Annotated in this window: 20 protein-coding genes and 2 pseudogenes; 13 read left to right on the top strand and 9 right to left on the bottom strand. The window is 61.5% G+C overall.

Annotated elements, in window-relative coordinates:
• Positions 1 to 54 precede the first annotated feature (54 nt).
• On the bottom strand, positions 55 to 435 hold the full coding sequence (locus J2X54_RS23655; protein WP_084640513.1) for a hypothetical protein: 381 nt from the start codon (positions 433 to 435) through the stop codon (positions 55 to 57).
• Positions 436 to 618: 183 nt separating this feature from the next.
• On the opposite strand from J2X54_RS23655, the gene J2X54_RS23650 reads away from it, so the two are divergent.
• Positions 619 to 3,033: a hypothetical protein gene (locus J2X54_RS23650; RefSeq protein WP_310184274.1), complete on the top strand. Its 2,415-nt coding sequence runs from the start codon at positions 619 to 621 to the stop codon at positions 3,031 to 3,033.
• A 212-nt stretch (positions 3,034 to 3,245) separates the two neighbouring features.
• Positions 3,246 to 4,379 carry a branched-chain amino acid ABC transporter substrate-binding protein gene (locus tag J2X54_RS23645; RefSeq protein WP_310184273.1) on the top strand — a complete coding sequence of 378 codons (1,134 nt, stop codon included), beginning with the start codon at positions 3,246 to 3,248 and terminating at the stop codon, positions 4,377 to 4,379.
• Here the strand turns inward: J2X54_RS23645 and J2X54_RS23640 are convergent.
• Positions 4,376 to 4,984 (bottom strand): biliverdin-producing heme oxygenase, encoded by a 609-nt coding sequence (locus J2X54_RS23640; protein ID WP_310184272.1) that lies wholly within the window; start codon positions 4,982 to 4,984, stop codon positions 4,376 to 4,378. The genes J2X54_RS23645 and J2X54_RS23640 overlap by 4 nt on opposite strands.
• 131 nt (positions 4,985 to 5,115) lie before the next feature.
• Here J2X54_RS23640 and J2X54_RS23635 point away from each other — a divergent pair, with 131 nt between their 5' ends.
• The gene (locus J2X54_RS23635) at positions 5,116 to 6,759 is read left to right on the top strand and encodes a response regulator (protein ID WP_310184271.1); all 1,644 of its coding nucleotides are present in this window, start codon (positions 5,116 to 5,118) and stop codon (positions 6,757 to 6,759) included.
• Here the strand turns inward: J2X54_RS23635 and J2X54_RS23630 are convergent.
• From J2X54_RS23630 to msrA, 4 genes are all read right to left on the bottom strand, one after another.
• A complete protein-coding gene (locus tag J2X54_RS23630) occupies positions 6,746 to 7,201 on the bottom strand; it encodes a response regulator (RefSeq protein ID WP_070245875.1) in 456 nt (151 codons plus the stop codon). The genes J2X54_RS23635 and J2X54_RS23630 overlap by 14 nt on opposite strands.
• Positions 7,202 to 7,215: 14 nt before the next feature.
• Positions 7,216 to 9,477: an ATP-binding protein gene (locus tag J2X54_RS23625; RefSeq protein ID WP_310184270.1), complete on the bottom strand. Its 2,262-nt coding sequence runs from the start codon at positions 9,475 to 9,477 to the stop codon at positions 7,216 to 7,218.
• A gap of 103 nt (positions 9,478 to 9,580) precedes the next feature.
• Positions 9,581 to 9,964: a DUF1842 domain-containing protein gene (locus J2X54_RS23620; RefSeq protein ID WP_310184269.1), complete on the bottom strand. Its 384-nt coding sequence runs from the start codon at positions 9,962 to 9,964 to the stop codon at positions 9,581 to 9,583.
• Between the two features lie 108 nt (positions 9,965 to 10,072).
• Positions 10,073 to 10,573, bottom strand: a complete 501-nt coding sequence (gene msrA / locus J2X54_RS23615) for a peptide-methionine (S)-S-oxide reductase MsrA (protein ID WP_310184268.1) — start codon at positions 10,571 to 10,573, stop codon at positions 10,073 to 10,075.
• A gap of 260 nt (positions 10,574 to 10,833) precedes the next feature.
• On the opposite strand from msrA, the gene J2X54_RS23610 reads away from it, so the two are divergent.
• Both J2X54_RS23610 and J2X54_RS23605 read left to right on the top strand, forming a co-directional pair.
• Complete coding sequence (locus J2X54_RS23610) at positions 10,834 to 11,178, top strand: response regulator (protein ID WP_310184267.1); 345 nt, start codon at positions 10,834 to 10,836, stop codon at positions 11,176 to 11,178.
• Between the two features lie 7 nt (positions 11,179 to 11,185).
• The gene (locus J2X54_RS23605) at positions 11,186 to 11,413 is read left to right on the top strand and encodes a hypothetical protein (RefSeq protein WP_310184266.1); all 228 of its coding nucleotides are present in this window, start codon (positions 11,186 to 11,188) and stop codon (positions 11,411 to 11,413) included.
• Positions 11,414 to 11,428: 15 nt separating this feature from the next.
• Here the strand turns inward: J2X54_RS23605 and J2X54_RS23600 are convergent, their stop codons facing one another.
• The gene (locus J2X54_RS23600; protein ID WP_310184265.1) at positions 11,429 to 14,470 is read right to left on the bottom strand and encodes a triple tyrosine motif-containing protein; all 3,042 of its coding nucleotides are present in this window, start codon (positions 14,468 to 14,470) and stop codon (positions 11,429 to 11,431) included.
• A gap of 153 nt (positions 14,471 to 14,623) precedes the next feature.
• Between J2X54_RS23600 and J2X54_RS23595 the strand changes: the two genes are divergently transcribed.
• Positions 14,624 to 16,204: a methyl-accepting chemotaxis protein gene (locus tag J2X54_RS23595; protein WP_310184264.1), complete on the top strand. Its 1,581-nt coding sequence runs from the start codon at positions 14,624 to 14,626 to the stop codon at positions 16,202 to 16,204.
• Positions 16,205 to 16,217: 13 nt separating this feature from the next.
• Here the strand turns inward: J2X54_RS23595 and J2X54_RS23590 are convergent, their stop codons facing one another.
• Positions 16,218 to 17,237, bottom strand: coding sequence for an alpha/beta fold hydrolase (locus J2X54_RS23590; RefSeq protein WP_310184263.1), 1,020 nt, complete (start codon positions 17,235 to 17,237; stop codon positions 16,218 to 16,220).
• 422 nt (positions 17,238 to 17,659) lie between these two features.
• On the opposite strand from J2X54_RS23590, the gene J2X54_RS23585 reads away from it, so the two are divergent.
• Together J2X54_RS23585 and J2X54_RS23580 are read left to right on the top strand one after the other, a co-directional pair.
• On the top strand, positions 17,660 to 18,064 hold the full coding sequence (locus tag J2X54_RS23585; protein WP_310184262.1) for a hypothetical protein: 405 nt from the start codon (positions 17,660 to 17,662) through the stop codon (positions 18,062 to 18,064).
• A gap of 80 nt (positions 18,065 to 18,144) precedes the next feature.
• Positions 18,145 to 19,047 (top strand): annotated as a pseudogene (locus J2X54_RS23580) (LysR family transcriptional regulator).
• Between the two features lies 1 nt (position 19,048).
• Here the strand turns inward: J2X54_RS23580 and J2X54_RS23575 are convergent.
• Positions 19,049 to 19,900, bottom strand: coding sequence for an N-acyl homoserine lactonase family protein (locus J2X54_RS23575; protein ID WP_310184261.1), 852 nt, complete (start codon positions 19,898 to 19,900; stop codon positions 19,049 to 19,051).
• Between the two features lie 284 nt (positions 19,901 to 20,184).
• On the opposite strand from J2X54_RS23575, the gene J2X54_RS23570 reads away from it, so the two are divergent.
• The 5 genes and pseudogenes from J2X54_RS23570 to J2X54_RS23550 all read left to right on the top strand — a co-directional run bounded on the left by J2X54_RS23570 (position 20,185) and on the right by J2X54_RS23550 (position 24,980).
• Complete coding sequence (locus J2X54_RS23570; protein ID WP_310184260.1) at positions 20,185 to 20,649, top strand: GNAT family N-acetyltransferase; 465 nt, start codon at positions 20,185 to 20,187, stop codon at positions 20,647 to 20,649.
• Positions 20,650 to 21,840: 1,191 nt separating this feature from the next.
• On the top strand, positions 21,841 to 22,236 hold the full coding sequence (locus tag J2X54_RS23565) for a pentapeptide repeat-containing protein (RefSeq protein WP_310184259.1): 396 nt from the start codon (positions 21,841 to 21,843) through the stop codon (positions 22,234 to 22,236).
• Between the two features lie 67 nt (positions 22,237 to 22,303).
• Positions 22,304 to 23,227 carry a DUF4145 domain-containing protein gene (locus J2X54_RS23560; RefSeq protein WP_310184258.1) on the top strand — a complete coding sequence of 308 codons (924 nt, stop codon included), beginning with the start codon at positions 22,304 to 22,306 and terminating at the stop codon, positions 23,225 to 23,227.
• Between the two features lie 206 nt (positions 23,228 to 23,433).
• A pseudogene (locus J2X54_RS23555) lies at positions 23,434 to 23,955 on the top strand (IS110 family transposase); the annotation flags it as partial.
• Positions 23,956 to 24,101: 146 nt separating this feature from the next.
• On the top strand, positions 24,102 to 24,980 hold the full coding sequence (locus tag J2X54_RS23550) for a restriction endonuclease (RefSeq protein WP_310184257.1): 879 nt from the start codon (positions 24,102 to 24,104) through the stop codon (positions 24,978 to 24,980).
• The last annotated feature ends 520 nt before the right edge of the window (positions 24,981 to 25,500 follow it).

The raw sequence follows: 25,500 nt of genomic DNA, 5'->3' as shown, positions 1-25,500 counted from the left end.
CGCCCGCGCGGGCTGCCGGACATACCGGCAGCAAACCGGCAAGGCAGCCTGGTTTTACTTGCGCGAGCTCAGCAGCTTGGAAATGCCATAGCCGGCGGCAGCGGCGATCAGCACCGACAGCGCTGGATGCGAACGCACCTGGGTGCGGCCGGTTTCTGCCCAGACCTTGGCGTTTTCGCTCAGTTGCTTGGTGCCGGTGGACAGGCGCTCAACGGTGCCGTCCCACTTGGTGTTGACGCGGTTGACGGTGTCGGCCACTTTATCGACGCCGTTGTGGGCGCTTTGCGCCAGGCGGTCAGCGGTTGGCGGCACCTTGTCGGCCACGCGGTCGATGGTTGCATGAGCATCGGCACGTACGTCACGGTTGATCTTGGTGATACCGTCACGGGCGCTGTCGATTTTGTTCTCAACCTTGTTCTGCATATTGTTATCCATGATCGTTCCTTTCGTTAGTTTGCGAAGCTGCGAAGTGAACGATATGTTAATTTGTGACACGCCACCGTGCGGAATCTAACCATCGGCGAATTTGCGGCCTTATGTGTACTGGCACACGGACGGGCGGGCTGCGCAGGAGGATGCTAGACTCTCCCCGTATTGTTTTGTCTCCAGGAGCGCGCCATGTTTCCGATCTCGTCTGCACTGACCACGCCGGTCAACTTCCCGACGGTAAACCCCACGCTGCAAACCTCGGCGGTCAATTCGGTCAACTCGTCCACCCAGGCCGTCGGCACCGCCACCGATGCGCCGCTGGCGTCCGTCACCATCGACCTGTCGCCGGTGGCCGGTTTTCTGTTGGCGGTGTCACGCTCGCAACAGCAAATCGCCCAGCTGCAAGCAGGGGGCAGCGGGGGCAGCCAGGCCACGCAGGAAGGCGCCTTGCGCGCCAACCTGCTCAACGACGCCACCCAGCAAGTGGTCGATGCTTTCAACCTGTTGCCGGGCGTGGATTTCAACCAGTCGCAGCCGCTGGGCTCCACCCTGCTCAACAACCTGGTCAACAACCTGAACCAGCAGGTGCAGGGCCAGCAAACGGGTGCCGAGAGCCTGGCCCGGCTGGGCGTCACACTGCAGCCGGCGCTGCTGTCCGATCCCACCGGCGGCCTGTCGCTCGACAATGAGATCCTGCGCGCCGCTTTCAATACCAACGAGCAAAACACCACCAGCACCTTGCAGGACACGCTGACCAATTTCCGCAACCTGGCCACCGAATACGCCGAGCAACTGAGCGCCACCGCCACCACCTCGTTCAGCCAGCTGCTGCCCGGCGACCAGGCCGCGCTCACGCCGGCCGACCTGGCGCAAAATGCCCGCCTCGATTTCGCCCGCGCCCAGCTCGACCTGCTGTCGCAAAACCCGCTGTCCGACACCGCCGCCGACCGCCTGGCGGCGCAGCGCGCAGCGCTGGAGCAGCCACTGACGCCAACGTCCCTCGTGCCGCCCTCGCCCATCGTCAACCCGCTGTTTACTTCGACCACCGACGCCATCGCGGCGCAAAACGCCCAGAATGCGCAAACGCTGCAAGCGAACCTGGTGGCCGCGCAACAGCCGGCGCAAGACGTGCAAGCCGCTGCACAATTGCAGCAAGCCAACCAAGCCAACCTGAACACCCAGGCCACCCGCCTGGACCAGGCCGCGCTGGCGGCACAGCAAGCCAGCGAGATCCAGGCCAACAACCTGGCCCTCGGCCAGAACGCCACGCAGGCACAGCAGGCAACACAGGCAGCACAGGCCGCCAATGCGTTGCAAGCACAACAAGCGCAGCAGGCAGACCAGGCGCAGCGGACACTGCAAGCGCAACAGGCTGCGCAAGCCATCAACGCGGCGCAGCCACAGCAGTCGCTGGACGGTCTCAACTACGCGCAGCTACAACAGGCAGCACTGGCCGAGGCCGCCAATCTGAGCGCCCGCCAAACCACGCAGGCGCAGCAAGACCCGCAAACCGACAACACCGTGCAAGCGCAGCAGGCCGCGCAGGCGCAGCAAGCGGCTCGTACCCAGCAAGACCTGCAGTCCGACAACACCGTGCAATCACAGCAGGGCGCGCAGGCGCAGCAAGCCCTGGCCCAACAGGCGCTGCAAGCACAGCAGCAAGTCGCCGACGCCCAGCTGGCGCAGGCGCAGCAGAACACCCAGACCGTCAATGCGGCCCAGGTGCAGCAGGATGTGCAATCGGCCAACCTGCTGCAAGCGCAACTGGCTGCCGCCGAGGCCGCACGTCAGGCCACCGAGCAGGCAACTCAGCAAGCAACTGAGCAAGCCACCGAGACATCGGCAGCTGCACAAGCGCAGCAGGCCAACCAGCTGCAAGCAACGCAGCAGGCCGACCAGGATACCGAGGCGGCCCAGCAGACCAGCGCCAGCCAGGCCGCTGCCGAGGCGGCACAGACCAGCGCCCAGGCCCAGGCTGCCCGCCAGCAAACCACCGCCGGCCTGAATGCTGCCACCGCCGCCAGCACCCAGGCAGCGGCGCAGGCCCAGGCAGCGCAAAACGCTGCTGCCACGGCAGCCGCCAACAATCCTGCCACTGCGGCCAACCCGGAGCAGGCGGCGCAAGTGGCAGCAGCCAGCCTGGCCGCCGCCACATCGGCCGCATCGAGCGCGCTGGCCCAGGCCCAGGCGGCGCAAAGTTCGGCCGACGCCCTGGCCGCGCAAAGCGCCGAGGCAGCAGCCGCCGCCGATGCGGCCCGCGCCGTGCTGGCCCAGGGCGGCAACTCGCCAGCCGCAGCGGCAGCAGCGGCGCAACAAAGCGCTGCGGCCGACACCGCCGCCGCCAACTCGGCGGCAGCCAACGCGGCAGCGGCCGATGCCGCCCAGCAGGCGCGCGCCGCCCAGGCAGCAGCGGCGCAGGCCGCCGCCATGCAGGCCAATCCGCTGCAAGGCAACCCGGCGCTGGCAGCGGCGATTGCCGCCTACAACATCAACGACCCCACGCTGGGCAACAACACGCCCCGCGCCGTCCAGTCCAATGCCCCCGCCGTGGGCCGGGTGACGGCGGTAACGGCGGCTGACCGCGCGCGTGGCATCGGCGCATAATTGAGCGGCCGCGCCGGCAGTGGTGCACGCTGCCGGCCGGCCTGCACACCTGCATCGCTACGGTGCAGCCCGAATTAAATTCGGGTCTGGGGCGTGGCTGCGCCTGCCTTGGCATCAAAACCCGCCGCATCACGGCACAACTCGCACGATAATATGCCCGGTAATTGGCGATAATCAGCGATCGCTTTTTGATCACTACATCGGGAGTTCGCATGGGTTTGAAGCACAACGTGAAGTTCGTGGCAGTCGCCATCGCCGTCATGGCAGCCACCGCAGCGCAGGCGCAGGACACCGTGATAAAAATCGGCCATAGCGGCCCGCTCTCCGGCGCCCAGGCGTTTTCGGGCAAGGACAACGAAAGCGGCGCCCGCCTGGCGGTCGAGGAACTGAACGCCAAGCCGATCACCGTGGCCGGCAAAAAACTCAAGTTCGAACTGTTGTCCGAAGACGACCAGGGCGATCCCAAGGCCGGCGTGGCAGCGGCCCAGAAACTGATCGACAACGGGGTGCGCTTCATCGTCGGCCCCTATAATTCAGGCGTAACCATTCCCGCTTCGCGCGCCTACAACGACGCCGGTGCGCTGGTGGCCACGGTCGCCACCAATCCCAAGATTACCCAGCAGGGTTACAAGGGCCTGTTCCGCGTGAATGCCAGCGACAGCCAGCTGGGCTCGAAGATGGCGTTGTACGCAGCCAATGTGCTGAAATTTAAAAATGTCGCCGTCATCGACGACCGCACCGCCTTCGGCCAGGGCGTGGCCGAGGAATTCAAGAAGCAGGCGCGCGCCTCGGGCATGACCGTGGCCGGCCACGAATTCACCACCGACCGCGCGTTCGACTTCAACGCCATCCTCACCAAGCTGAAAAACAAGAAGGTCGAGGCGATTTTCTTCGGCGGCTATGCGCCGCAGGCCGCACCGATGGCGCGCCAGATGAAACAGCTGGGCATCACCGCCAAGCTGCTGGGCGGCGACACCATCTGCACCGCCGAAATGGGCAAGCTGGGCGGCGAGTCGGTGGGCGACAACGTGCTGTGCTCGCAAGGCGGCGCCGTGCTCGACAAAGCCAGCGCCGGTCCGGCCTTCAAGGCCCGCTTCAAGGCCCGTTTCAAGAAAGACCCGGACGTGTACGCAGCAGCCTACTACGACGCCACCATGCTGTACGCCCAGGGCATGCAGAAGTCGGGCTCGGTCGATCCGCAAAAAGTGGCAGCGGCGATCAGCGCCGGCACGTACCAGGGCGTGGCCGGCAATTACGCCTTCGATGCGCGCGGCGACATGAAAGAATCGCCGGTCACCATCTATACCTTCAAAGGTGGCCAGCCGGTGCCGCTGAGCAGCTACTAACCGCGCGCTTCGGCCCGGTTGAGCGCGATCAGCCGGTCGAAGGCGTCGCGCGCGCCGGCGCAGGCGTCCTCGATCTGGGCTGGTTCCACCACGTGCGTGCGCAGCGCGGCGAGAAACTGCTGCCAGCGCGGCCCGGGTGAACCGTTGCCGCGCAGGTAAGCGAGCGGATGCGGCGCCAGCGCCGGCGCCAGCCGCTTGTACAGCACCGCGCCGCCCAGTTGCGATCCTTCCACCACGTAGCACACGCCCCAGCGATAGGCGGCACCGGCCTGCGCCGGCCAGGAAAATGGCTGCTCCGCCTGTCCCGCCTGGTCCGCCGGCCCCGCCGTGGCCCGCTCCAGCCTGGCCGCTGCCGCCGCCAGCGCGCCATGCGCCAGGTCGGCGCGGATCGCGCCGAGGTAATCGGGCAAGTGCGGGCCATCGTCAAAACCGGCGAGCCAGGCGGGCACGGGCGCCAGCCAGCGCTCGAGCAGGCGCAGGTGCGCGCCATAGGCGGCCAGATCGACGTGCGGCGCGGCCAGCGGCGTGTTCGCATCGAGCTCGGCGTGGCGGGCCGCAGTGGCGGCGCGCAGGGCGGCCAGTACGTCTTGTTCCTGGGTTTCCAACAAATCAACTCCCTTTTGTGTGATGCAATGATTTTACACAGGCGTGCGGCAACACGCACACTGTAGGAATTGCCGTAGTGGCACGTCTTGTGCTGAGGTAGAATCTGCCAACTGACGTCCTACCGTGCCCCATGAGCGACAACCTTTCCCACAACTGTTCCGTGCTGCTGATTGATGACGAGCTCATCGCGCAAGACCTGATCGGAGACCATCTCAGCCGCCAACCCGGCATTCGCCTGCGCTACGACCAGCACGCCGAGCGCGCGGTCGACCTGTGCCAGGAAACCGAAGCCAACGTGGTCCTGGTCGATTTGCGCATGCCCGGCGCCGACGGCTTCGACGTGATCCGCATGTTGCGCGCCAACGCCGATACCGCCCACGTCCCCATCATCCTGCTGTCGTCCGAAGACGATGCCGAGACCAAGGCGCGCGCGTTTGCGCTGGGCGCCAACGATTACCTGGTCAAGTGGCCCGAAGCGCGCGAGCTCGAAGCGCGCATCCGCTACCACTGCGCCGCCTATCACGCACGCCGCCAGCGCGATGCCGCATTTGTCGAACTGCGCCAGCGCGAGGAAGAACTGCGCGCCAGCCAGGCCGCGCTGCACCAGGCGCAAAAAATGGAAGCGATCGGCCAGCTTACCGGCGGCGTGGCGCACGACTTCAACAACGTGCTGCAAATTATCAGCGGCAACCTGCACCTGCTCAAGATGCTGGCGCTGGTCAGCCCGCAAGGCCTGGTCCGGGTCGAAAATGCCCTGGCCGGCGTGGAACGCGGCGCCCGCCTCGCCTCGCACTTGCTGGCATTCGCGCGCCGCCAGCCGCTGCAAAGCGCGGTGGTCGATCTCACGCCGATGTTGACCGACATGGACGACATGCTGGGCCACGTGCTCGGTCCGCGCGCGCAGGTGGTCACCGACATCGGCCCGCAGCTGTGGAATATCGAAGTCGACGTTGGCCAGCTCAACAACGTGATCCTCAACCTGGCCATCAACGCGCGCGACGCCATGAACGGCGAAGGCACGCTCACCATCCGCGCCCGCAACCTCGACGCCGACGCTGCGCGCCTGCACCAGGTCAACGCTGCTGCCGGCGAGCACGTGCCGCATGCCGACTACGTGCTGATCGAAATCGCCGATACCGGCGTGGGCATGAGCGAGGCGGTGATGCAGCGCGCCTTCGAGCCGTTCTTCACCACCAAGCCCACCGGCCAGGGCACCGGACTGGGGCTGTCGATGGCGTATGGCTTCGTCAAGCAGTCCGGTGGCGAGATCACCCTGCAAAGCCGCCCCGGCGAAGGCACTTGCGTGCAAATCTACCTGCCGCGCAACGAAGCCGTGGCGGCAGCCGACAGTCCGTCCGAATCCGACACCATGGCCGGTGGCGCCGAAACGATCCTGGTGGTGGAAGACGAGGAAGCGGTCCGCACGGCCACCGTGGCCATGCTGGCCGACCTCGGCTACCAGGTGCTGGCCAGTCCCGACGCCGACCATGCCGCCCAATTGCTCGAGGGCGGCGCGCGCATCGACCTGCTGTTTACCGATGTGATCATGCCGGGCAAGCTCACCAGCCTGGAACTGTCCGAGCTGGTCAAACGCGATCAGCCGCACGCCCAGGTCCTGTTTACCTCCGGCTACGCCGAAGGCGTACTGACCCACGACGGCAAGCTGCCGCAAGGGGTCAACCTGCTGGCCAAGCCCTATACGGTGGAAACCCTGAGTACCCGCATCCGCCAGATGCTGCGCCAGCGCGCAGCAACCACGATTACTGCGGCTTGATGTAGCGCTGCGAACCTGGGGGCGGTTCGTTGAGGACCGCCCAGAAAATGCCCAGGTCGGAAATGGCGCGCACGAATTCCTTGAAATCGACCGGCTTGACCACGTAGGCATTCACGCCCAGCTCGTAGCTGCGGACCAGGTCCTGCTCTTCCCGCGACGACGTCAGCATGACCACCGGCAAGCTCTTCAGTGACGGATTCTCGCGGATCGATCCCAGCACTTCCAGCCCGTCCACCTTCGGCAATTTCAGGTCCAGCAGCACCACCGCCGGGTTGCCGTGTTCGCGCTCGGCAAACGCGCCGCGCACGTGCAGGTAGTCGAGCGCGTCGGCGCCATCCCGTACCACGATCACTTCGTTGGCCAGCTGGCTGCGCTCGAGCGCAATCAAGGTCAGTTCCAGGTCGTGCGGATTGTCTTCGACGAGCAGGATGGGTTTTAGCATGCGGGGTACCTCTGTCATTCTTTATCAGGTGGGGGAGTGTTGGGAATACTGAAAGAGAACGTCGCGCCTTCGCCGGGGGCGGAACGGGCCCAGACCCGGCCGCCATGGCGCTCGACAATGCGGCGCACATTGGCCAGGCCGATGCCGGTGCCGCTGAAGTCTTCCATGCGGTGCAGGCGCTGGAACACGCCAAACAGCTTGTGGACGTATTCCATGTTGAAGCCGACGCCATTGTCAGCGATATGGAACAGCACTTCGTCGCGCAATGTCTCGCTGGTAACACGGATCACGGCAGGATCGCTCTGCGCCGTGAATTTCACCGCGTTCGAGAGCAGATTGTACAACGCCAGCTGCAGGAACGCCGGATCGGCGATCACATCGGGCAAGGTTTCCACCTTCCACTCCAGCTTGCGGCCCGCTGTTTCCGTGGCCAGCCGTTCGATGCAGCCGTTGACCATCTCGCCCATGCGGATGCGCACGGGGCGCAGCGCAGACCTGCCCATTTGCGAAAAACTGAGCAAATCGTCGACCAGCTTGCCGGCCAGCCGGGCCGAGGTCTTGATATTGGTGAGGAAGCGCAGGCGCCGCTCGGGGTTGTCGTTGCCGGCGGTTTCCATCAACAGGTCGGAAAAACCGACAATGTGGCGCAGCGGCGCGCGCAGGTCGTGCGAGACCGAATACGAAAACGCTTCCAGTTCCTTGTTGGCGCGGCCCAGTTCGCCGGCCAGGTCAGCCATCTGCTCGGCGCGTTCAAGCGCAATGCCGAGCAAGGTGGTGCGAAATTCCAGCGCCAGCTCCAGTTCGGCATCGTGCCAGGGGGCGCTGGTGCCGTGCACGGCCTCGCGCCAGGTCTCGAAACTGGTGCGCGGCGACAGCGCACCTGCGCCCTGCTTGTCCTGCGGACGGCCGGCCCAGTCGATGGTGTACACGCGTTCGGGCCGGAACCACAGCAAATAATGCTGGTGGATACGCGAAATCGGCATCGCCAGCAAGCCGCTGGCGCGGTCGGCATAGGCGGCTGCCGGCGGATAGAGCGCGCCCAGGTTGGCTGTATGGAACAGGTCTTCGTGCGAATGCAGGCTGATCCAGTCGGCCAGGTCGCGGATCTGGTCGTCGCCGGGGGTGTCGCCAAAACTGATCAGGCGGTCGTCGATGACGATCGCCACGCCGCCGGCGCGCGCGAAGCGCAGCAGTTCCGGCATCACGCTGCGCAGGTTTTCGATAAAGTCGGATCCCTGGGTAAGGCCACCGAGCAGATTGACCATCACGCGCCGCACCTCGAGCCGGAATTGCAGTTCGTCGGCGTCGGCGCGGTTGCGGATGCGCAGCGCCAGGATTTGTCCCAGCTGTTCACAGACGGTGCGCTGGTGGTAGCTCAACCGGCGCGACGTGGCGTGGTGGCACGACACCAGCCCCCACAGCTTGCCCTCCACCACCAGCGAGATCGACATCGACGCCAGCGTGCCCATGTTGCGCATGTATTGCAGGTGCACGGGCGAGACGCTGCGCAGCGCCGCCAGTGACAGGTCGGTGGGCCGGCCGGTCAGTGGATGATTGACCGGCAACAGTGCGGCCGGGGTGTAGTTGGCGTCCTGGATCAGGCGGATGCGGTTGAGCAGGTACAGTTCGCGCGCCTGGCGCGGAATGTCGCTGGCCGGGAAGCGCTGGCCGACATAGCCCTCGTAGCCGTCTTGCAGCGCCTCGGCCAGCACCGTGCCGTGACCATCCTTGTCGAAACTGTAGATCATCACCCGACCGAAACCGGTGAGTGCGGCGATCTCGTTGACCGCCAGCTGGCCCATCTCGGTAATCGAGTCGGCATCGTTGATCTTGTTGAGGAAGTCGCCCACCACCGGGTACAGGCGGTGCAGGCTGGCCTCCAGGTTGCCGGCGGCCGGTTCGAACTCGAGCACCAGCAAGCCGTCGCACACGTGGGCCAACACGTCGTACTGGGTGGGTCCGGACTCCAGCGTTAGCGTGGTCAAAAAGCTGGCGCGGTCGCGCGCAGGATCGAGGCGCAACAGCGGCGCCAGCTGGTCGGCAGCGGCGCCGATCACGGCGCGCAACTGCTGGCCCAGCGCGGCGGCGGGCGCCATGCCGGTAAAGTCGGCCAGGTTGTCGCTCACCTGCACCACCCGCGCGGCGGAAGCGTCCGCTGCGTCGGGGACGTCCGATAAATCGAGCGACAGCAGGAAACCGTGCGGCTGCACCGCCCCGGGTATGCGGATCGGCTCGCTTTCGCAGGTGGCGATGTCGGCGGAGGTGGCCTCAGGCATGGTGAACGAACATGGTTGCGCAAAAGCGCATGATAGCAACTTTTACCTGCCGCCGACGCCCGGCACGGCCCACTTGGGTGATATTTTATGACTTGCTGCGACTTCAGTGCATCAATGCAGGCAGCACCGCGTGCGCCACGCCGTCGCGGATTTCGAGCACACGCGCCTGGCGCTGGCCAAAGCTCATCTTGTAACACACCTGGCCGGCCTTCCACGCGGTGGGCAGGACCATCAGCAACTGGAACGCCGAGGGTTGCCCTTCGGTAACGAAGACCGGCGTAGTGCCTGCCAGCAAAATGGCCTGCATGGGTTGCTCTCCATCAATTTGAACATGGTGGCCGCGCACCGCGATACCGCGCTCACCGTCGAGCTGGGCGTTGCCGACGACAGTATCGTTGCAGCCGTCAACGACCAGGTTCAGGCGCAGGTTGGGATGGCCTTCGATGGCGCTGCTGATGTCGTAGACGGCGGTGAAGAGCTGACTCATGTTCTTTCCTTTTTTAGTATGCTTAAAACAGGATCGAACTGTAGTCGTGCACATCACTGCCGTCCTTCCGTATACCTTCCGAGCGGCAAGTGACTGATTTATAACAAGTTAACGCTTGGGCAATTGCCAGCCGGGCCGCACATAATGGCAGGTGTAGCCGTTGGGAATGCGCTCGAGGTAGTCCTGGTGTTCGGGCTCGGCCTGCCAGAACGGGCCGGCCGGCGCCAGTTCGGTGACCACTTTGCCGGGCCACAGGCCGGACGCATCGACATCGGCGATGGTCTCGAGCGCCACCGCCTTCTGTTGCTCATCAGCATAGTAAATGGCGGAACGATAACTCGTGCCGAGGTCATTGCCCTGGCGGTTGGCGGTGCTCGGATCGTGAATCTGGAAGAAAAATTCCAGCAGTTGGCGATAAGAAATGACCGCCGGATCGTATTCGATCTCGATCGCCTCGGCATGGGTGCCGTGGTTGCGGTAGGTGGCGTTGGGCACGTCGCCGCCGCTGTAGCCCACGCGGGTGGCCACCACGCCGGGCATTTTGCGGATCAGATCCTGCATGCCCCAGAAACAGCCGCCAGCCAGGATTGCCTTGTCAGTTGCGCTCATCATCATTCCTTTTCGTTGTTCGGGTCAGGTCACCCATGTGGCGACGCTGTGGTGTTTTATCAACAGGAGCCGGCAAACAAATCCATTCCCAACTATAATTTGCCAACAGGAAAAATTTAACAGTTTGCGCGCCACTACCCCGCCCGCTTCCACCATTTTGGCCCGGACCCAGCCGAAAGAAGCGACCTCGCAGGTCGCCAACGCTTCGAATGCCCGCCATGGAACCGTCCCTTGTACCAATTAATAAACGCATCTTGATCGTGGATGACAACGAACAAGCCGCCGATGTCGCCTCGGAGCTGCTCGAACTCTACGGCTACCAGACCGCAGTCGCCTACGGCGGCGCGCAGGGTCTGCAAGCAGCCGAGGTGTTCGCACCCGATGTGATCCTGCTCGACCTGGGCATGCCCGGCATGGATGGCTTCCAGGTCGCTGCCGCGCTGCGCGCACGACCCGACTTGCGCGACGTGGCGATCGTGGCGTTTTCCGCCTGGGGCGACAAGGGCACCCGCCAGCGCACCCACGCCGCCGGCTTCAACGATCACCTGACCAAGCCGGCCAGCCTGGACGAAATCGTCACCACCATCGCCGCTTGCCACGCCTGACGTATCCTTGACGCCACCTGGAGCCCCCATGACCGACCCGGACGCAGGTTCACGACCAGACCGCAGCAAGGCCATCGCCGTCGAAGCGGGGCTCGACCTGCTGAAAACCGAGGGCCGGGCAGCCGCCGCCGCCTTCATGGAGGACGCCGGCGTACCGCTGGCGGTGATCGCCCGCGTGCTCAACGAGCCGGAACGGCGACGGCTGCCGGCCGCGGACGAGCTGCCTGGCGGCTGACGCCAGTTCTCATTTCTATGAGCTCAGGGGCACGTGCAGACGTACCTCGGTGCCGCCACCAGCGGGGCGGCTGATGCGCAGGCTGGCGTTGATCAGGTGTGCGCGCTCGCGCATGCCGGCCAGTCCCCAGTGGCCGTGCGGCGCGCCGTGGGCCAGTACCTGGTCGTCGATGCCGCAACCGCCATCGAGCACGCGCAATTCCACGCCGTCTTTCGCATAGCGCAGCGCGACCTGCACAGACGCCGCGCCGGAATGGCGGCAGGCGTTGTGCAGCGCTTCGAGCGCGATGGCGTGCACCTCGCGCTGCACGCTGTCGGGCAGCGGTACAGGCAGACCGTTCTGCTCCACGCGCACGGCTATACCGTACTGCTGGCCGCAGGCGGCGGCCGCCTCTTCCAGCGCCGGTTGCAGGCCGGTCTGCGCTTCATCGCCCGAGCGCAGCGCCCACACTTGCTCGCGGCCTTCCAGCAGCACCGCGTCGGCGGTATCGAGCGCGCTGTCGATTTCGCGTTGCAGCGGATCGTCGGCGGCAATGCCGCGCTTGATGCGATCGAAACGCATGATCAGCGCCTGCACACTTTGCAGGAAGCTGTCGTGCAGGGTGCGGGCGATGCGGGTGCGCTCGTCGAGGCGCTCCTGCATGCGCTCGGCCACGCGCGCCGTGGCCAGCTGCACGCGCCAGCGGAACAGGCCATAGCCGGCCAGCGCCAGCACCAGCGCACACAGCAGCTTGAACCACAGCGTCTGCACGAAGGCGGGCGCGATCGATACATCAAGCGTGGCCGGCTGCGTGCTCCACACGCCGTCTTCGTTCGAGGCCAGCACCTCGAAGCGGTAATCGCCGGGTCCCATGTTGGTATAGAAGGCCTGGCGCCGGGTGCCGGCGTCGCGCCAGCCATCTTCGAACCCCGCCAGGCGATAGCGGAAGCGCGCGCGTTCGGGGATGGTCAGCACGGCGGCGGTGAAATCGAGTTCGATGTTTTCGGTGCCGGCAGGCAGACGCACGGCGCCGTTGGCCAGGTGTGGCCGGCCCTCGGCGCGCAGGCCGGTGATCTGCGGCGTGGGCATCAGCGGGTTATGGGTGATGTTCCTGGGATCGATCCAGCCGACGTACGCGCTCGACGCATACCAGATATGGCCATCGCTGCTTTCGGTGAGCGTGGGGATCGGGCGCAATTGGGCGGCCACTCCACCGTAGCCATCGAGGTGATTGAAGCGCTCCATGCGCACCGACTGGACGCCGTGCTCGATTACAGCGGCCACGTCGGATGCCGCAATGTGCGTCAGGCCACCGGCGCCGTGCAGCCAGAGCTCGCCGGCGGCATTTTCCACGATGCCCGATACGCCGACGGTATCGGCGCCATCCGCATCGCGCAGACTGCGAAAGCGCTCACCGTTCCACCATGCCAGGCCGTAGTCGCCACCAATCCATACATGACCGCCGTGGCTCTTGATCGCCAAAATATTACCGGCGGCGAGACCCTCGGCGGTTCCCAACTGCCGCAGCACGCCATCGGCTGACAGTATGGCGACAGCGTTTTCCGGGTAACCGAACCAGAGCCTGTCCTGAACGTCGCGGTGCAGCGAGATCGCGGTGCGCGCTGCCAGTTTCGGCAACGCCGGCCGGCCCCAGACACCGCCGCTGAAAGTGTGGATGCCTTTGCCGATAATCGATAGCCACAGCTTGCCGCTGGCATCGGTGGCCATGGCCTGGACCGCCGCGCCGGACACCTCGGCCGGTAATGTCCAGCGCCGGTATTGTGCCCCCTGCACCTGCCACAGCATGCCGCTACCGGCAAACCACAGGCTGTCATCGGCTGCGCGGGTACTGGCAGTGGGATTGCGGACAGGCGTGGCAATGCGATTGCCGTCCTTGCTGACGCGGTACAGGGTTTCGTCATAGCCGATCATCGGCGCGGCGTTACTGCCCACCCAGATCTCGCCATCCGTGCCGGCCAATACGCTCATGTACATGGCCTGGGCGCCATCCGACTCCAGCGTATTGATGCGGCCATGGCTGAGGCGATCCACGCCCGCCTCCGTGCTGAACCATGCGTTACCTTCACGATCGGTCAGCTGGGTATGCACATTACGGCCACTGAAGCCGCCTTCAATCGAGTACGCGCTGCCGGTCGCATGCGACGGATCGACCAGGTACAAACCCTGCGGCGTCATGATCCACAACCGGCCCTGCTTTTCCTGGTAAACGTCGAGCCGCTGCTGCTTGAAATGTGGCAGTGCCAGCGGCCGCACCACTTCGGTCACGGGGTCCAGCACGAATAGCTCCCGGTCAGCTGTCTTGAGCAGGATGGTGCCGTCCGGGCGGATGTCGCCGCTATCGATGCTTTGCAAGCCAGGGATGCCGGACAGGCGCCGGAACCGCTGGCTGACCGCTTGCTTGATATACAGCCCCGAGTCTCCATAGGCCAGCAACGCGCCATTGGGCGCCACGGTAAAGTGGTTGAAACTCCCCCGCTCGACGCCGTCGCTGGGCCCCACCGCAGTCCACCGCTGGCCATCGCGGCGAAACAACCCGACAAAGGTCGCCGCCCACATCACGCCGTCCTGGGTACGTGCCAGTTCCTGCGTGGTACGCGCCGGCAGGCCCTGCGCCTCGCGGTAATGCGTCACCGCGCCGTGCTCGAACACGCTCACGCCACCGAAGCGGTAACCCACCCATAACGCCTCGCCATAGGCAGCTACCGCCGACACATCGATGGCGAGCAGCTTGTTACCATCGATCGCATCGACACGGTCGAAGCGCGCTCCGTCGAAGCGATGGAGCCCTTCGTAATTGGCAAACCACAGCATGCCCCGACTGTCCTGGGTGATCGCGATCGCCGCCGACGGCGCCCCATCGCGCTTGCGCCAAGCGACATGCTGCAAGGTGCTCTGCCGATACGGCGCGACTTGCACTTCCACCTGCGATCGTTCGAAGACCTGCGGTGGCGGTGGTGTTGGAGCAGGAGCTGAGCGGCCGATGGCCGGCGCGAGCGCCAGCAGGAGCAGCACGGGGCGAGCGGCCAGCCGCAGTGCGCGTAGTGTGATGTGAAGCATGTGATGTTGTGACGGGGAAGGCTATGCATTATAGACCGGAAGGGAAATTAGAATCCATCCTCTAATTAATAAATTCCACATGGAAATTACTTTTCCAATAATAAATATTCAATTACTATTAGTTTCCCGAAAAATGTACAAAAAATATAATCAATGAAGAATTTATCGTTCAAGCAAAAACTATGGCTGCCCCTGATCCTGAGCCTGCTCTGCATCTTGGTGATTTTCGTTCACGGCGCGATCCAGACGCGCGACCTGCGGCTGGAAGAGCGGCAGAAGGACCTCACCAACGTGAACCAGGTGGGCCTGAGCATCGTCAAGCATTTTGACGCGCAGGTTACTGCCGGCCAGATCACCAAAGAAGAAGCCCAGCGCCGCGCCATCGACGTCGTGAGCGCGCTGCGTTTCGGCGAGGACGGCTACACCGCCATCGCCAGCAAGGACATGATCTCGCTGATGAATCCCTTCGCGCCGAAAAACAACGGCAAGGACATGAGCGGCTTCAAGGACGTCAACAACTACTACCTGTACCGCGAAATCGCCGCCGCCGGCGCCAGCAGCGCCGGGTCGGGCTACGTGCGCTACGTATGGCCGCGTCCGGGCGGCAAGGAGCCGCTGCCGAAAACCAGCCGCGTGGACCGCTACGGCCCGTGGGGCTGGGACCTGATTACCGGCGTGTACATGGACGACATCGACCGCGCCTTCAAGGCCGAGCTGCTCAAGTCGGGCAGCGTGCTGCTGGGCGTGACGCTGCTGCTGGGCTTTATCGTCACCCGCATCAACCAGAGCCTGCGCCACACCATCGGCGGCGAACCGGCACTGGTGCGCGAGGCGGCCGGCCGCATCGCCAGCGGCGACTTCAGCGTGCCGATTCACGTCGATGCGCGCGACGACAGCAGCATCTTCTTCGGCATGAAGAGCATGCAAACCCAGTTGGCCAACACCATCGGCGAAATCCGCCGCAGCGCCGACACCATCGCCCTGGCCTCCTCCGAAATCGCCAGCGGCAATATGGACCTGTCGGCCCGCACCGAGTCGCAAGCCAGTTCGCTCGAACAGACCGCCGCCTCGATGGAAGAGCTGACCGCCACCGTCAACCAGAACGCCGTCAACGCCCGGCAGGCCAACGACATGGTGATCTCGGCCGCCGACGTGGCCGGCAAGGGTGGCGCCGTGGTCGCCAAGGTGGTGCAGACCATGGACGCCATCAACACCTCGGCCACGCGCATCGTCGACATCATCAGCGTGATCGACGGCATCGCCTTCCAGACCAACATCCTGGCCCTGAACGCAGCCGTCGAAGCGGCCCGCGCCGGCGAGCAAGGCCGCGGCTTCGCAGTGGTTGCGAGCGAAGTGCGCAACCTGGCGCAGCGCAGCGCTGCCGCCGCCAAGGAGATCAAGACCCTGATCGGCGATTCGGTCGAAAGCATCAAGGTAGGCAGCGAACTGGTGGCCGAAGCTGGCGCCACGATGGACCAGATCGTGGCCAGCGTTTCGCGCGTGACCAGCATCATGACCGCGATTACCGCCGCCTCGCACGAGCAAAGCATCGGCATCGGCCACGTCAACCAGGCCATTACCGAGATGGACGCGGTGACCCAGCAGAACGCCGCGCTGGTGGAAGAAGCGGCATCCGCCTCGGCCAGCATGCAGGACCAGGCAGGCATGCTGGCGCAACTGGTGCTGCGCTTCCGGCTCGACCAGGCCGAGCGCAAGGTCGCGCTGCTGCGCTAAGGCGCTTGATCCGTCAGCGCCGTTCGAACCAGGCCATGAAGGCGTCGTATTCCTGCTGCGCCTCGGGCACCGGCCGGCCTTCCGGCACCAACTCGTGTCCAGCCAATGGAATGCGGCGGAACGTCACGTCCCGGCCCTGGGTGCGCAGCTGGGCATACAGCACTTCGGTCGACAGGATCGGCACGCTGTCGTCCTGCATGCCGCTGGCGAGGTACACGCGCGCCTTCGAGTGCGCCAGGTTAGTCGCCGTGGACTGCGCAAAGAAACTGCTCCAGCGCAGGTACGAGTGGCCCCAGGCGAACTTGCTGGTGCTGGCCGGATCGGCAGCGATTGCGCTGTAGGTCCGGTCCAGCTCCTGCAGCAGTTTGAGCTTGTCGTCGTCGCTGCCGTTGGCACGGTAGATGTTGGCGGCGAAGTCGTAGAGCTGGGTGGGACCGTTGGCCGCGATGAGTACCACGTCCGTCACTTCGGCCAGTTCGCGCGCCAGTCCGGCGGCCATCGGCGAGCCTTCCGACATGCCGATCACCAGCACCCGCCGCGCATCGACTTCGGGCCGCGCCAGGGCATGGCGCACCGCCTGCTTGAGCGTGGAAAGCCACGTATCGTAGGAGAAGTGCCGGTTGAAGTCACCGGCGCAGCCCACGGCCGAACCGGGTTCGCCCTGTTGCGGCTGCTCCGACTGGAATGGCTTCTCGACGGCCATGACGGCGTAGCGCTTCTCGGCCGCGAGCGGTATCCACGAATAGATGTTCGACGAGCGGTTGGCCGTGCCCAGCCCGGAGAACGGCGGCACGCACCCCGAGCCCTGGATGTACAGCACCAGCGGCGCCTTTTGCGCGGGTTTGGAGAGGTAATAGCGCACCGGGGCGCTCTCGACTTCCTGCAGCGAGATGCGCGCGAACGAGAAGGTCTGGAAGTTGAAGTGTTCTTCCTTGACGGCCGCCGGAGCGGCGCTGGCTGCGCCACCTGACAGGGTGCAGACCAATAGCAGCCTGGTGCAGGATATGGCGACGCGCGTTGTAAAGTTGGGCATCGAGGTCTTTGTTGGCCGAAACGTTCATTTTGCCGGAAAATCATCCGTGGGGGCAAAGTAGCGGCCAGGTTGACGACGACCGCGTGCCAGAAGCAGCCGCTGGTAAAAGTTTGCTAGGCGACTGTTTATTTCATATAAGCAAGATGATATTCTGTTAGCAATCTTTGTGAAAGCACGAGGGAAACCGCTATTTTGGAAGCCACATGAATCAGGAAGCCCTTTCCGAGCATCAAAATTTAGGGCTGACAACTACACCTGGATCGCTCTGGGAGCGATAGTCTGGTGCCTGGTACTGCTCAGTTACATTCTTCCTGATGCCTGAGCCAGAATAAACGAGTTTCCTTCACCAGCAATGATGGCGCCCGAGTGGTTCGTCCCGATGCAGGTGTTAATGACAAGCGATCGTCCAGAATGAATACCCGATGAAAAACCATCTCCCTCTCCCCTACCGCTGGTTCCTCGCCAAAGGCCTGACCGACTGGCAGCCCTGGTATTTCCAGGATACGGATGTGACCGCCCGAGCCACACCTGATTTCGCAGCCAATCAATTCGCCAAGACCGCCTTCCAGCAGGAGACCGGCGCCGATTTCGACGTGTATCTGTTCGCGCGCCGGCAGGACAGGGATGACTTTGCCTTCTTTGTCGTACGCGACGGAAAAATCGAGGACAAGGTCGTTACCATCCATCTGAGCTTTGCCAGCAAGCGCGAACTCTCCAGTCCCCTGCGCTACGAACAGGTATCGCAAGGATTTACCGCATGGCTGCGTGACATTGTCATGGACGACGTTGAAGAATGGATCAGTGAAGAGGATCTGTACGACGAATAGCCGGGGTTCGTCACAGCTGGCGGCACTGTGCTGTGGCGCCGCATGTGGCAGACTAGGACCTTTGCCGCACCGGAGTCACCATGCAGGAAATGACAGGCGCCTCGCTGCAGGACATCACCGCGTTCGTCGCCGTGGCGCAAACAGGCAGTTTTACGCTGGCCGCCGAGCGTCTCGGCACCAACAAGTCGAGCGTGGGCAAGGCCATCCAGCGCCTGGAAAAGCACCTGGCCACCCTGCTGTTCCAGCGGACCACGCGCGCCGTGCACATCACCGAGGACGGCCAGATCTACCTGGCGGCCGCGCGCACCGCGCTCGAGCACCTGCGCGAGGCCGAACAGGCGCTGGCAGTCAATCGCGCAGAACCAATAGGACGCGTACGCGTCGATCTGCCGGCCGGCTTCGGACGCGTGGTACTGCCCACCCTGGGTGCGCTACGAGAGCGTTATCCGAAGGTGGTCGTGGAAATGTCGCTCAGCGACCGCCGGTCCGATCCGGTGGGCGACGGCTGGGATCTGGTGGTGCGGATCGGCCATCTGCCGGTCGACAGCGACATGACCGTGCGGAAGATCTGCGACCTGCAAATGGGCCTCTACGCATCGCCATCGTATCTGCAGAAGCGCCCTGCCATCGCCTCGGTCGCAGATCTGTAAGGACACGACGCTGTGCTGTTTCGCAGCAGTTCGGGGCAGCTGCATGGCTGGTCCCTCAACGACAACGGCGTGCGACGCGAGCTCGCGCCCTCCCCCGTGCTGATCATGGCGGACGGCCACACGCTGGTGGAGGCAACTGCTTGCGGCTTCGGCCTCGGGCAGCTCATCGAAGGCTTTGCCGCGCCCCTGGTGGCAAGCGGCCGCCTGGTGCACGTGCTGCCGCAGGCGGACGTCGCAGCGCCACCGGTCCATGCGCTGATACCCGTGGGCCGCAAGATGACCGCAAAAACCCGGGTGGTGCTCGACCACCTGGTGGCGACGCTGCAGCGATGACTCAGTCGAGAAAGCGCGGCAACGTCGGCAGCTTCTGATTGTCGGCAGGCTCGTGCTGGATGACCAGGGTGGCACGGTTGGCCGCGATCACGTCATCGAGTTTTTTGCCGGACGTGATGGTCTGGTCATGATCGTAGTTCCAGGTTGGGACCTGTCGCCGCTGATGGTTTTCCGCCAGATGCCACTGGTCGCCGGACAGCACGTAGGCGCCGGCCTTGCCAAGCCTGAGCAGCAGCGCCATGCTGCCCGGGGTGTGGCCGGGGGTCTGGACGGCCGTCAGTGTGCCGTCGCCAAACAGGTCCACATCGCCATCGATCACCCGTACCCGCTGCCGCTTGTTACCGGTTATATGGCTGCTGAACAGGAGCGCGTCGATGCCTTTCGCCGTCGCTTTTGCGGTATCGGCCATGGCAACGAGTTCGCTGCGCTGGATGATCAGGGTCGCATTTGGAAAATCGTTGACTTGGCCGGAATGGTCGAAGTGGGCATGCGAGACAGCGATGTACTTGATGTCGTCGGCACGCAGCCCGAGGTCGGCAAGCTGCGCCACGATCGTGCGGTCAAGCTTGAATGTCGAACTGCCTTCCGCGACCGGATTGGCTAGATATTTTTTCGGCAGACCGGCATCCCACAACACCCAGTCCCCACCATGCTTGATCAGGTAACACGACACGACGAGATCCTGCGACTGCCCCTGGTACAAGCCGGCGTCGGAGAGCACCGCCTTGTCGCCGAGCGTGATGTGGCCGCAGTCGAGCCGGTACATCCTGACGTCAGGCGCAGCCGCCTGCGACGGCGTGGTGGCGGACATTGCCAGAAGCGAAAAGGCGAGTGCGGAAAGTGAGCGTTGCATGTTTGTTCTCCTGGAGACGCGTAAGGTGAAAGTGTCGGAAACCGACTCGGCAGTATTGCCGTGAGAAGGTCCCGGATAAACCACCTGCGTGGCGACTATTTGTTGCTGTAGGAGAGACAGTGTGCCGGCGGCGCAGCTTTTTATGTTTCATGTGCCCAAAATGTTATCCTGATGGCCATGGAAGTTCGCCTCGGCGGACAGTGGTCTGTGATTCGCTTCGTAGGAAGGCTGGCATGTGAGACAGGCATCTGCGCTGACCGGATTTAACTGAAGACGGCATCATCATGCATCCATCGACTCTCCGCTTGCGCAAAGACCTAACGGTGCCTGCAAAACAGCCGCAGTTTCCGGCTGGTATACAGCCGGTATCATTCGTCGCTGCAAAGCACGCGCGAGCCGTGTGGGAATTACTGGAACTGGCTTACCGTTCCGGCGGCGGCTGCGTTACCAATTTCGACAAATGGTGGCCCGCACTAGCGTGCGATCCGGAATACGACCCAGCCACCATCTTTTCCGCTACCGACACTACCGGCAAACTGGTCGGCATTGCCTTGTGCTGGCGCCTGCCCTTCGTAAAAGATCTCGCGGTGGCACCGCATTGGCGAATGCAGGGCCTGGGCGAGGCCCTCCTGCAGCAGGCTTTCGTGCATTTTCACCAGCGCGGTGATGCATCGATCGATCTGAAGGTATACGCGGACAATCCGGCTGTGCGGCTGTATCGGCGCGTTGGGATGCTCATGGTGCCGTAGGCTTGCCGGAATCACATTCCTCTATGGCGCACCTCTCCCAGAGACCAAATGTCCCTCGCTTGTCCCTCAGGCGGACTCTTGTTCGCCAGTATGGTTCCCGGCGTGCTCTGGAGCAATTGAACGTGGCCAATTCCCGAGCTGCTTGGGCGTTGGACTGGGGGACTGAGGGAAAGTTCAATCTTTTTCGTCTGGGCTTACATGGTGTGACATTTGGTGGATATTTCTTAGATGCAAAGATGATATCCTGAGAGCTAGCCCATTCCTACCTGCCGCAGACGTCGAAGAGTCGTCGGTTAACAACTAGAAAAAAGAGAGAAATTGTTTGATTTCGTTATTGTTTGCATTTGCTGCGGGATACGCGTTGGGCATGTTCGTAACCGGAAAATGGCGTCCTTTCGTCCTTTGCTTGCCCGTAAGCGCATTAGTCTACCTAATCACCAAAATTGTCCTAACGGCCTTTTCGTCAGAAGGGGTACAGCTTCCTGACGCTGTGATGTTTGTGATTGTGAGTGTAATGCAGACTCCGATTTTGATGATTGGGGCATACTGGGCACGGCACAAACAAAAGAAAAATAACTACGAAGTATGACGTGACCGGTGTCGGCCACGACCTGCCACCAGCGGTCATCACAGAAATGCTGCTAGTTTGAGAGGAATGAAGTGTTTTTCAAGAAAAGCAAGAATGTAGAATCGTCCGACGATACCGTTGCTGCAGTCTTCTGGGGGGCAAGCGACAGGATGATCTGCTGCAGAGGCATTGGAGGGGAGACGCTTGAGTTCAACACAACCAGTCATCCAAAGTTGGCACAGCAAGGATATGTAGCCACGTTAGAAATTAAAAATGCTCAGAGTGAACCAGCTCTTTTACTCCATGCATTTTACTCAGGGCACTGGTCGTTTGCTGTCAGTCCGGGTAGCGAAGATTCCGAGGAACTACCAAGCTGGAAAATGACGCGTGAATGGGGTTCGGTGAACCAACACTCGGAGACTCTGACAATATTTTGTCCCAAGGGATGCAAGGTTTCGGCCTTAGACAGAATCGCCGACCACTACTGATGGGCGAGGATCCCTTTTGTCTCGAAATCGTTCGGCTGTGGAATTGGAGCGTTTTGCATTTTAGGCAAGATGCTACAGTATACAGCGACGGCCGCGTTCGGCCAAGAGCGGCCTGTCGTTGTAGAAATTTCTTATATGAATTCACGTTCAACCGAAGGCTACAAGCCACCTGAAAACCGAGCCGAACTTGAACTGCGATATGCTGCTGGAGAACGCCACTTTCCGAATACCGACCTGAGCGGTGAGTACCTTGTTGGAATCAAACTGGATGGTGCTGACTTCGAAAAGCATTCTTGGTTTTTTGATGCTGATTTTTCCGGAGCGAGCTTGCGCGGCGTGAGCTTTAGAGAATGCAATCTTAAATGCGTTAATTTTTCAGCTGCCGACCTAGCTGGCGCAATACTCGAACTTGCCACAATCGAGTCGATAAAGACAAATGGCGCGAAATTAGAGGGAGTTAAAGTCCATGGCGCAAGCTTCTACGGCTGTGAACTCAGCGAGAACGATGAACTTCCGTCTTGGGAGTGGTAAGCTGACGCCCGAGTTCGGCAATTAGCCGCCATTCGTTATCGCAAAAAAATTTTAAATAAAATAAATTATGAGTGACTCCGAAGAAATTATTACGTCCGATTGCAGAGCCTGTAAACGTCGTACAAGACATTCTGTTATCCAGGAACTGGAAGAGGAAACCGACCCAGAGTCTTATCATGAGAAAGACACATGGCAAATTATTCAATGCATGGGCTGTCTCACTACTGGTTTTAGACATCGCAATGATGACTATGAGCAAGTCTATGAGATTGGCGATGGTGATGTAAGACATACTGTCTCGATAGAGCTATATCCGCGTGTTTTGCGGAACCATCAAGGACTATCTTTCCGCCATTTTATTCCTCCACTTATTCGCAAGGTGTATTTGCAGACTTTAGCCGCATACGGAGAACAAGCTTACGTTCTTGCTAGTATCGGACTACGGGCAAATATTGAGGCGGTTTGTAATCACTTGCAGATATCAGGCAATAATTTGGAAAAGCGGATTGACCTTCTTTTTAAAGGAGGCTATATCTCCAACGCAGATAAAAAGCGTCTGCATGCTATTCGGTTTTTAGGAAACGATGCTGCTCATGATATAAAAGAACCAAAGGAAGCTGAACTTAGAGTTGCGCTTGAGATAATAGAGCACCTAATTAATTCTGTTTTCATCCTAGAAAAGAAAGCAACTCGCCTAGAAACTGTGGTTGAAAGTTATCCGGAATTCTTGAGACTTATTAATAGCTGCGCTGGGAGTGCTCCTTCAGCACAAGCGATTAGCTTAGGCGCATTATTAGGAGCTAAACGTCGTCTTGTTAGCAGTAATATTGATTCTTTTGAGAATCAACTAAAAAGTGATATTCAAGAAGGAAGGGTTGCAAAGCTTTCTTTAGCTCAAAATGAAACTGTAGGTGGTAAAGAAGTTCAGCTTTACACCCTGAACGTAGACGAAACAAAACCGAACGATGACTCAACCGATGATTTATTTTAGCTACCAATTTATATAATAATATATTTACTATTGCATTCGCCTAGGCGTAGTGGTAAATCGATGATGAAAGTAAGGTCCGAGCATGGGCGGAACCCGCTGACGGTAGCAAGCGGCCAGGAGCAATGGGATGGACTCCTTCTCACCTGTCGGCGTCTGAGCGCCTAAACTGGAGTTTCGACACAACCAGTTGAAAGAAGTAGTCCACCATGAAGATTATCTGCGTCGGCGTTGATCTCGCCAAGAGTGTCTTTCAAGTCCACGGGGTTGATCGCAGCGAAAAATTTGTATGGCGCAAGAAGCTAAGTCGGGCAGAATGGCTGCCGGCATTGCTGGAGAAAATAGAACCTGGCTGCGAGATTGGTATGGAAGCTTGTGGCGGCGCGCATCATTGGGCCCGGCAATTGCAGAAACGCGGCTTCACGGTAAAGCTCATCGCGCCGCAGTTCGTCAAGCCTTACGTGAAAAGCAATAAAAACGACGCCAACGATGCCGAGGCGATTTGCGAGGCGATGAGCCGGCCGAGTATGCGTTTCGTTGCGGTCAAATCGGTGGAGCAGCAGGACCTGCAGGCGATCCACCGGATCAGAGCTGAGCTGGTCGGTCAGCGCTCCGCCAAGGGCAACCACATCCGTGGGCTGTGCGGTGCGTATGGCCTGGTGGCGCCAAGGGAAATGATTCAACTGCGAGCGGCAACTCCGTTGTGGCTGGATAATCTGGAGACCAGTCTGCATCGCCTATGCGCTGCTTAGATATTCAAGTAGGCGAGGCTTGCTTAAACGCCGCCAAACGCATTGTACCGATCTGTTCGCGTGGGCAGTATCTACATGGCGGCAGGTTGGCGGCAACAACAAGCGATAAGGGAGGAAAATCAATCATGCCAAATATTCGTTCCGTCGATATGTTCTTCCTTGACGACTTGTTTGCCATGGGCGGTGGTTATGTTCTCAATTTCTCAGACCGGACCTTCTCGCAATTTTTTGCCGAAGAGCTCAACTGCGACATTGACGACCCGTCTTACGCGTCGGGCGGCCGGTCGAAGGGTAAGCGGCTTCGATGTTTCCTGCAGACGGTAGATATGTCCATGGTCGTCCGCGCACTCAAAGCTTTGTGGGAATACCGCGAGGCGGTGCGGACTCGCGATCATGAGCCTGAGACAGTCGAAAATGCCGAAAGAAGGCTTTTGGCGTTGATCAATCGACTGGAGGGAAAGCCAGAGATGTCCACTCCGCTCGGCCAGGCGCCAGCGCCAGCGCCAGCATTTGATCGCCCACGCCTCATGCGGCTCAAAGCCGAACTTCTGGCTCTTCACCAGCTAGCTCCACAGACGCGCGGCTATGCTTTCGAAAAGCTGCTCTGCGACGTTTTCAACGCCTATGGACTGGAGGCTCGTGAACCGTTCCGACTGCGAGGAGAGCAAATCGACGGCAGCTTCCAACTCTCGAATGAAACCTACCTGCTTGAGGCGAAGTGGCAGGGAGAGCAAACTGGAGTTGCCGACCTACACACTTTCCATGGCAAGCTCGAACAAAAGGCGGCCTGGACTCGCGGCCTATTCATCAGCAACAGCGGTTTCACAGAGGATGGGCTGGCAGCTTTCGGGCGCGGCAAGCGAGTAATCTGCATGGACGGACTTGACCTTCACGATGTGATGAGTCGTGAAATACCTCTAAATCATGTCCTCGACCGAAAGGTTAGAAGGGCCGCCGAGACCGGGTATCCATTTTCTCGGGTGAGGGATCTTTTCCCAATTTGAACAAGTAGCATTTTCTTGTTCGTAGTTTGTTTGTAGCCTACTCATAGTTCATCGCTCGCGCGTAGCCCAGCAAATAGTGAATGGTCTGGATGCCGCCGCCACCCCATTCCGGCATGCCGTCTACAGTGATACCACCATGCAGCAGCTAGGTGGCCATGCGGTTTGCCTCCATCAAGCGGTGCGCGGGGATGCGCATAATGGCTCCGACTGCTTGCGAAAGGCGTTCGCCGTCCAGCCAGGTCTGCCCCCCCCCCCCCCTCCGGGCCACATTGCGAAAATTCAGGGCGTCGAACTGGCGGTGCAGCGTGCCTTCCTGCACCACCTCGGCGAAACTGGCACGGCCGGTTTGGCAGGCTAGTCCAGGTCACATACCCCATAGCGCCAGCCCATCGCGGTCAACTGCTCATCAAACGGACGTTCAAAGTCGTCCAATTCCCAATGCATAGGTATCCGTTCAGTTCTATAGTTCGTTGATTTCAATGAAAAAAATCACTGGAAGACATCTAAAGCACGTCCAAAA

The sequence above is a fragment of the Duganella sp. 3397 genome, assembly GCF_031456625.1.
Taxonomy (GTDB): domain Bacteria; phylum Pseudomonadota; class Gammaproteobacteria; order Burkholderiales; family Burkholderiaceae_D; genus Rugamonas; species Rugamonas phyllosphaerae.
Note: the sequence above shows the minus strand (reverse complement) of the source record. Positions and strands in the feature narration are given on the sequence as shown.

Coding starts and splice junctions, on each gene's coding strand:
- J2X54_RS23655 (WP_084640513.1), bottom strand. CDS start 435: ATGGATAACAATATGCAGAACAAGGTTGAGAACAAAATCGACAGCGCC.
- J2X54_RS23650 (WP_310184274.1), top strand. CDS start 619: ATGTTTCCGATCTCGTCTGCACTGACCACGCCGGTCAACTTCCCGACG.
- J2X54_RS23645 (WP_310184273.1), top strand. CDS start 3,246: ATGGGTTTGAAGCACAACGTGAAGTTCGTGGCAGTCGCCATCGCCGTC.
- J2X54_RS23635 (WP_310184271.1), top strand. CDS start 5,116: ATGAGCGACAACCTTTCCCACAACTGTTCCGTGCTGCTGATTGATGAC.
- J2X54_RS23630 (WP_070245875.1), bottom strand. CDS start 7,201: ATGCTAAAACCCATCCTGCTCGTCGAAGACAATCCGCACGACCTGGAA.
- J2X54_RS23625 (WP_310184270.1), bottom strand. CDS start 9,477: ATGCCTGAGGCCACCTCCGCCGACATCGCCACCTGCGAAAGCGAGCCG.
- J2X54_RS23620 (WP_310184269.1), bottom strand. CDS start 9,964: ATGAGTCAGCTCTTCACCGCCGTCTACGACATCAGCAGCGCCATCGAA.
- msrA (WP_310184268.1), bottom strand. CDS start 10,573: ATGAGCGCAACTGACAAGGCAATCCTGGCTGGCGGCTGTTTCTGGGGC.
- J2X54_RS23600 (WP_310184265.1), bottom strand. CDS start 14,470: ATGCTTCACATCACACTACGCGCACTGCGGCTGGCCGCTCGCCCCGTG.
- J2X54_RS23595 (WP_310184264.1), top strand. CDS start 14,624: ATGAAGAATTTATCGTTCAAGCAAAAACTATGGCTGCCCCTGATCCTG.
- J2X54_RS23590 (WP_310184263.1), bottom strand. CDS start 17,237: ATGCCCAACTTTACAACGCGCGTCGCCATATCCTGCACCAGGCTGCTA.
- J2X54_RS23585 (WP_310184262.1), top strand. CDS start 17,660: ATGAAAAACCATCTCCCTCTCCCCTACCGCTGGTTCCTCGCCAAAGGC.
- J2X54_RS23575 (WP_310184261.1), bottom strand. CDS start 19,900: ATGCAACGCTCACTTTCCGCACTCGCCTTTTCGCTTCTGGCAATGTCC.
- J2X54_RS23570 (WP_310184260.1), top strand. CDS start 20,185: ATGCATCCATCGACTCTCCGCTTGCGCAAAGACCTAACGGTGCCTGCA.
- J2X54_RS23565 (WP_310184259.1), top strand. CDS start 21,841: ATGAATTCACGTTCAACCGAAGGCTACAAGCCACCTGAAAACCGAGCC.
- J2X54_RS23560 (WP_310184258.1), top strand. CDS start 22,304: ATGAGTGACTCCGAAGAAATTATTACGTCCGATTGCAGAGCCTGTAAA.
- J2X54_RS23550 (WP_310184257.1), top strand. CDS start 24,102: ATGCCAAATATTCGTTCCGTCGATATGTTCTTCCTTGACGACTTGTTT.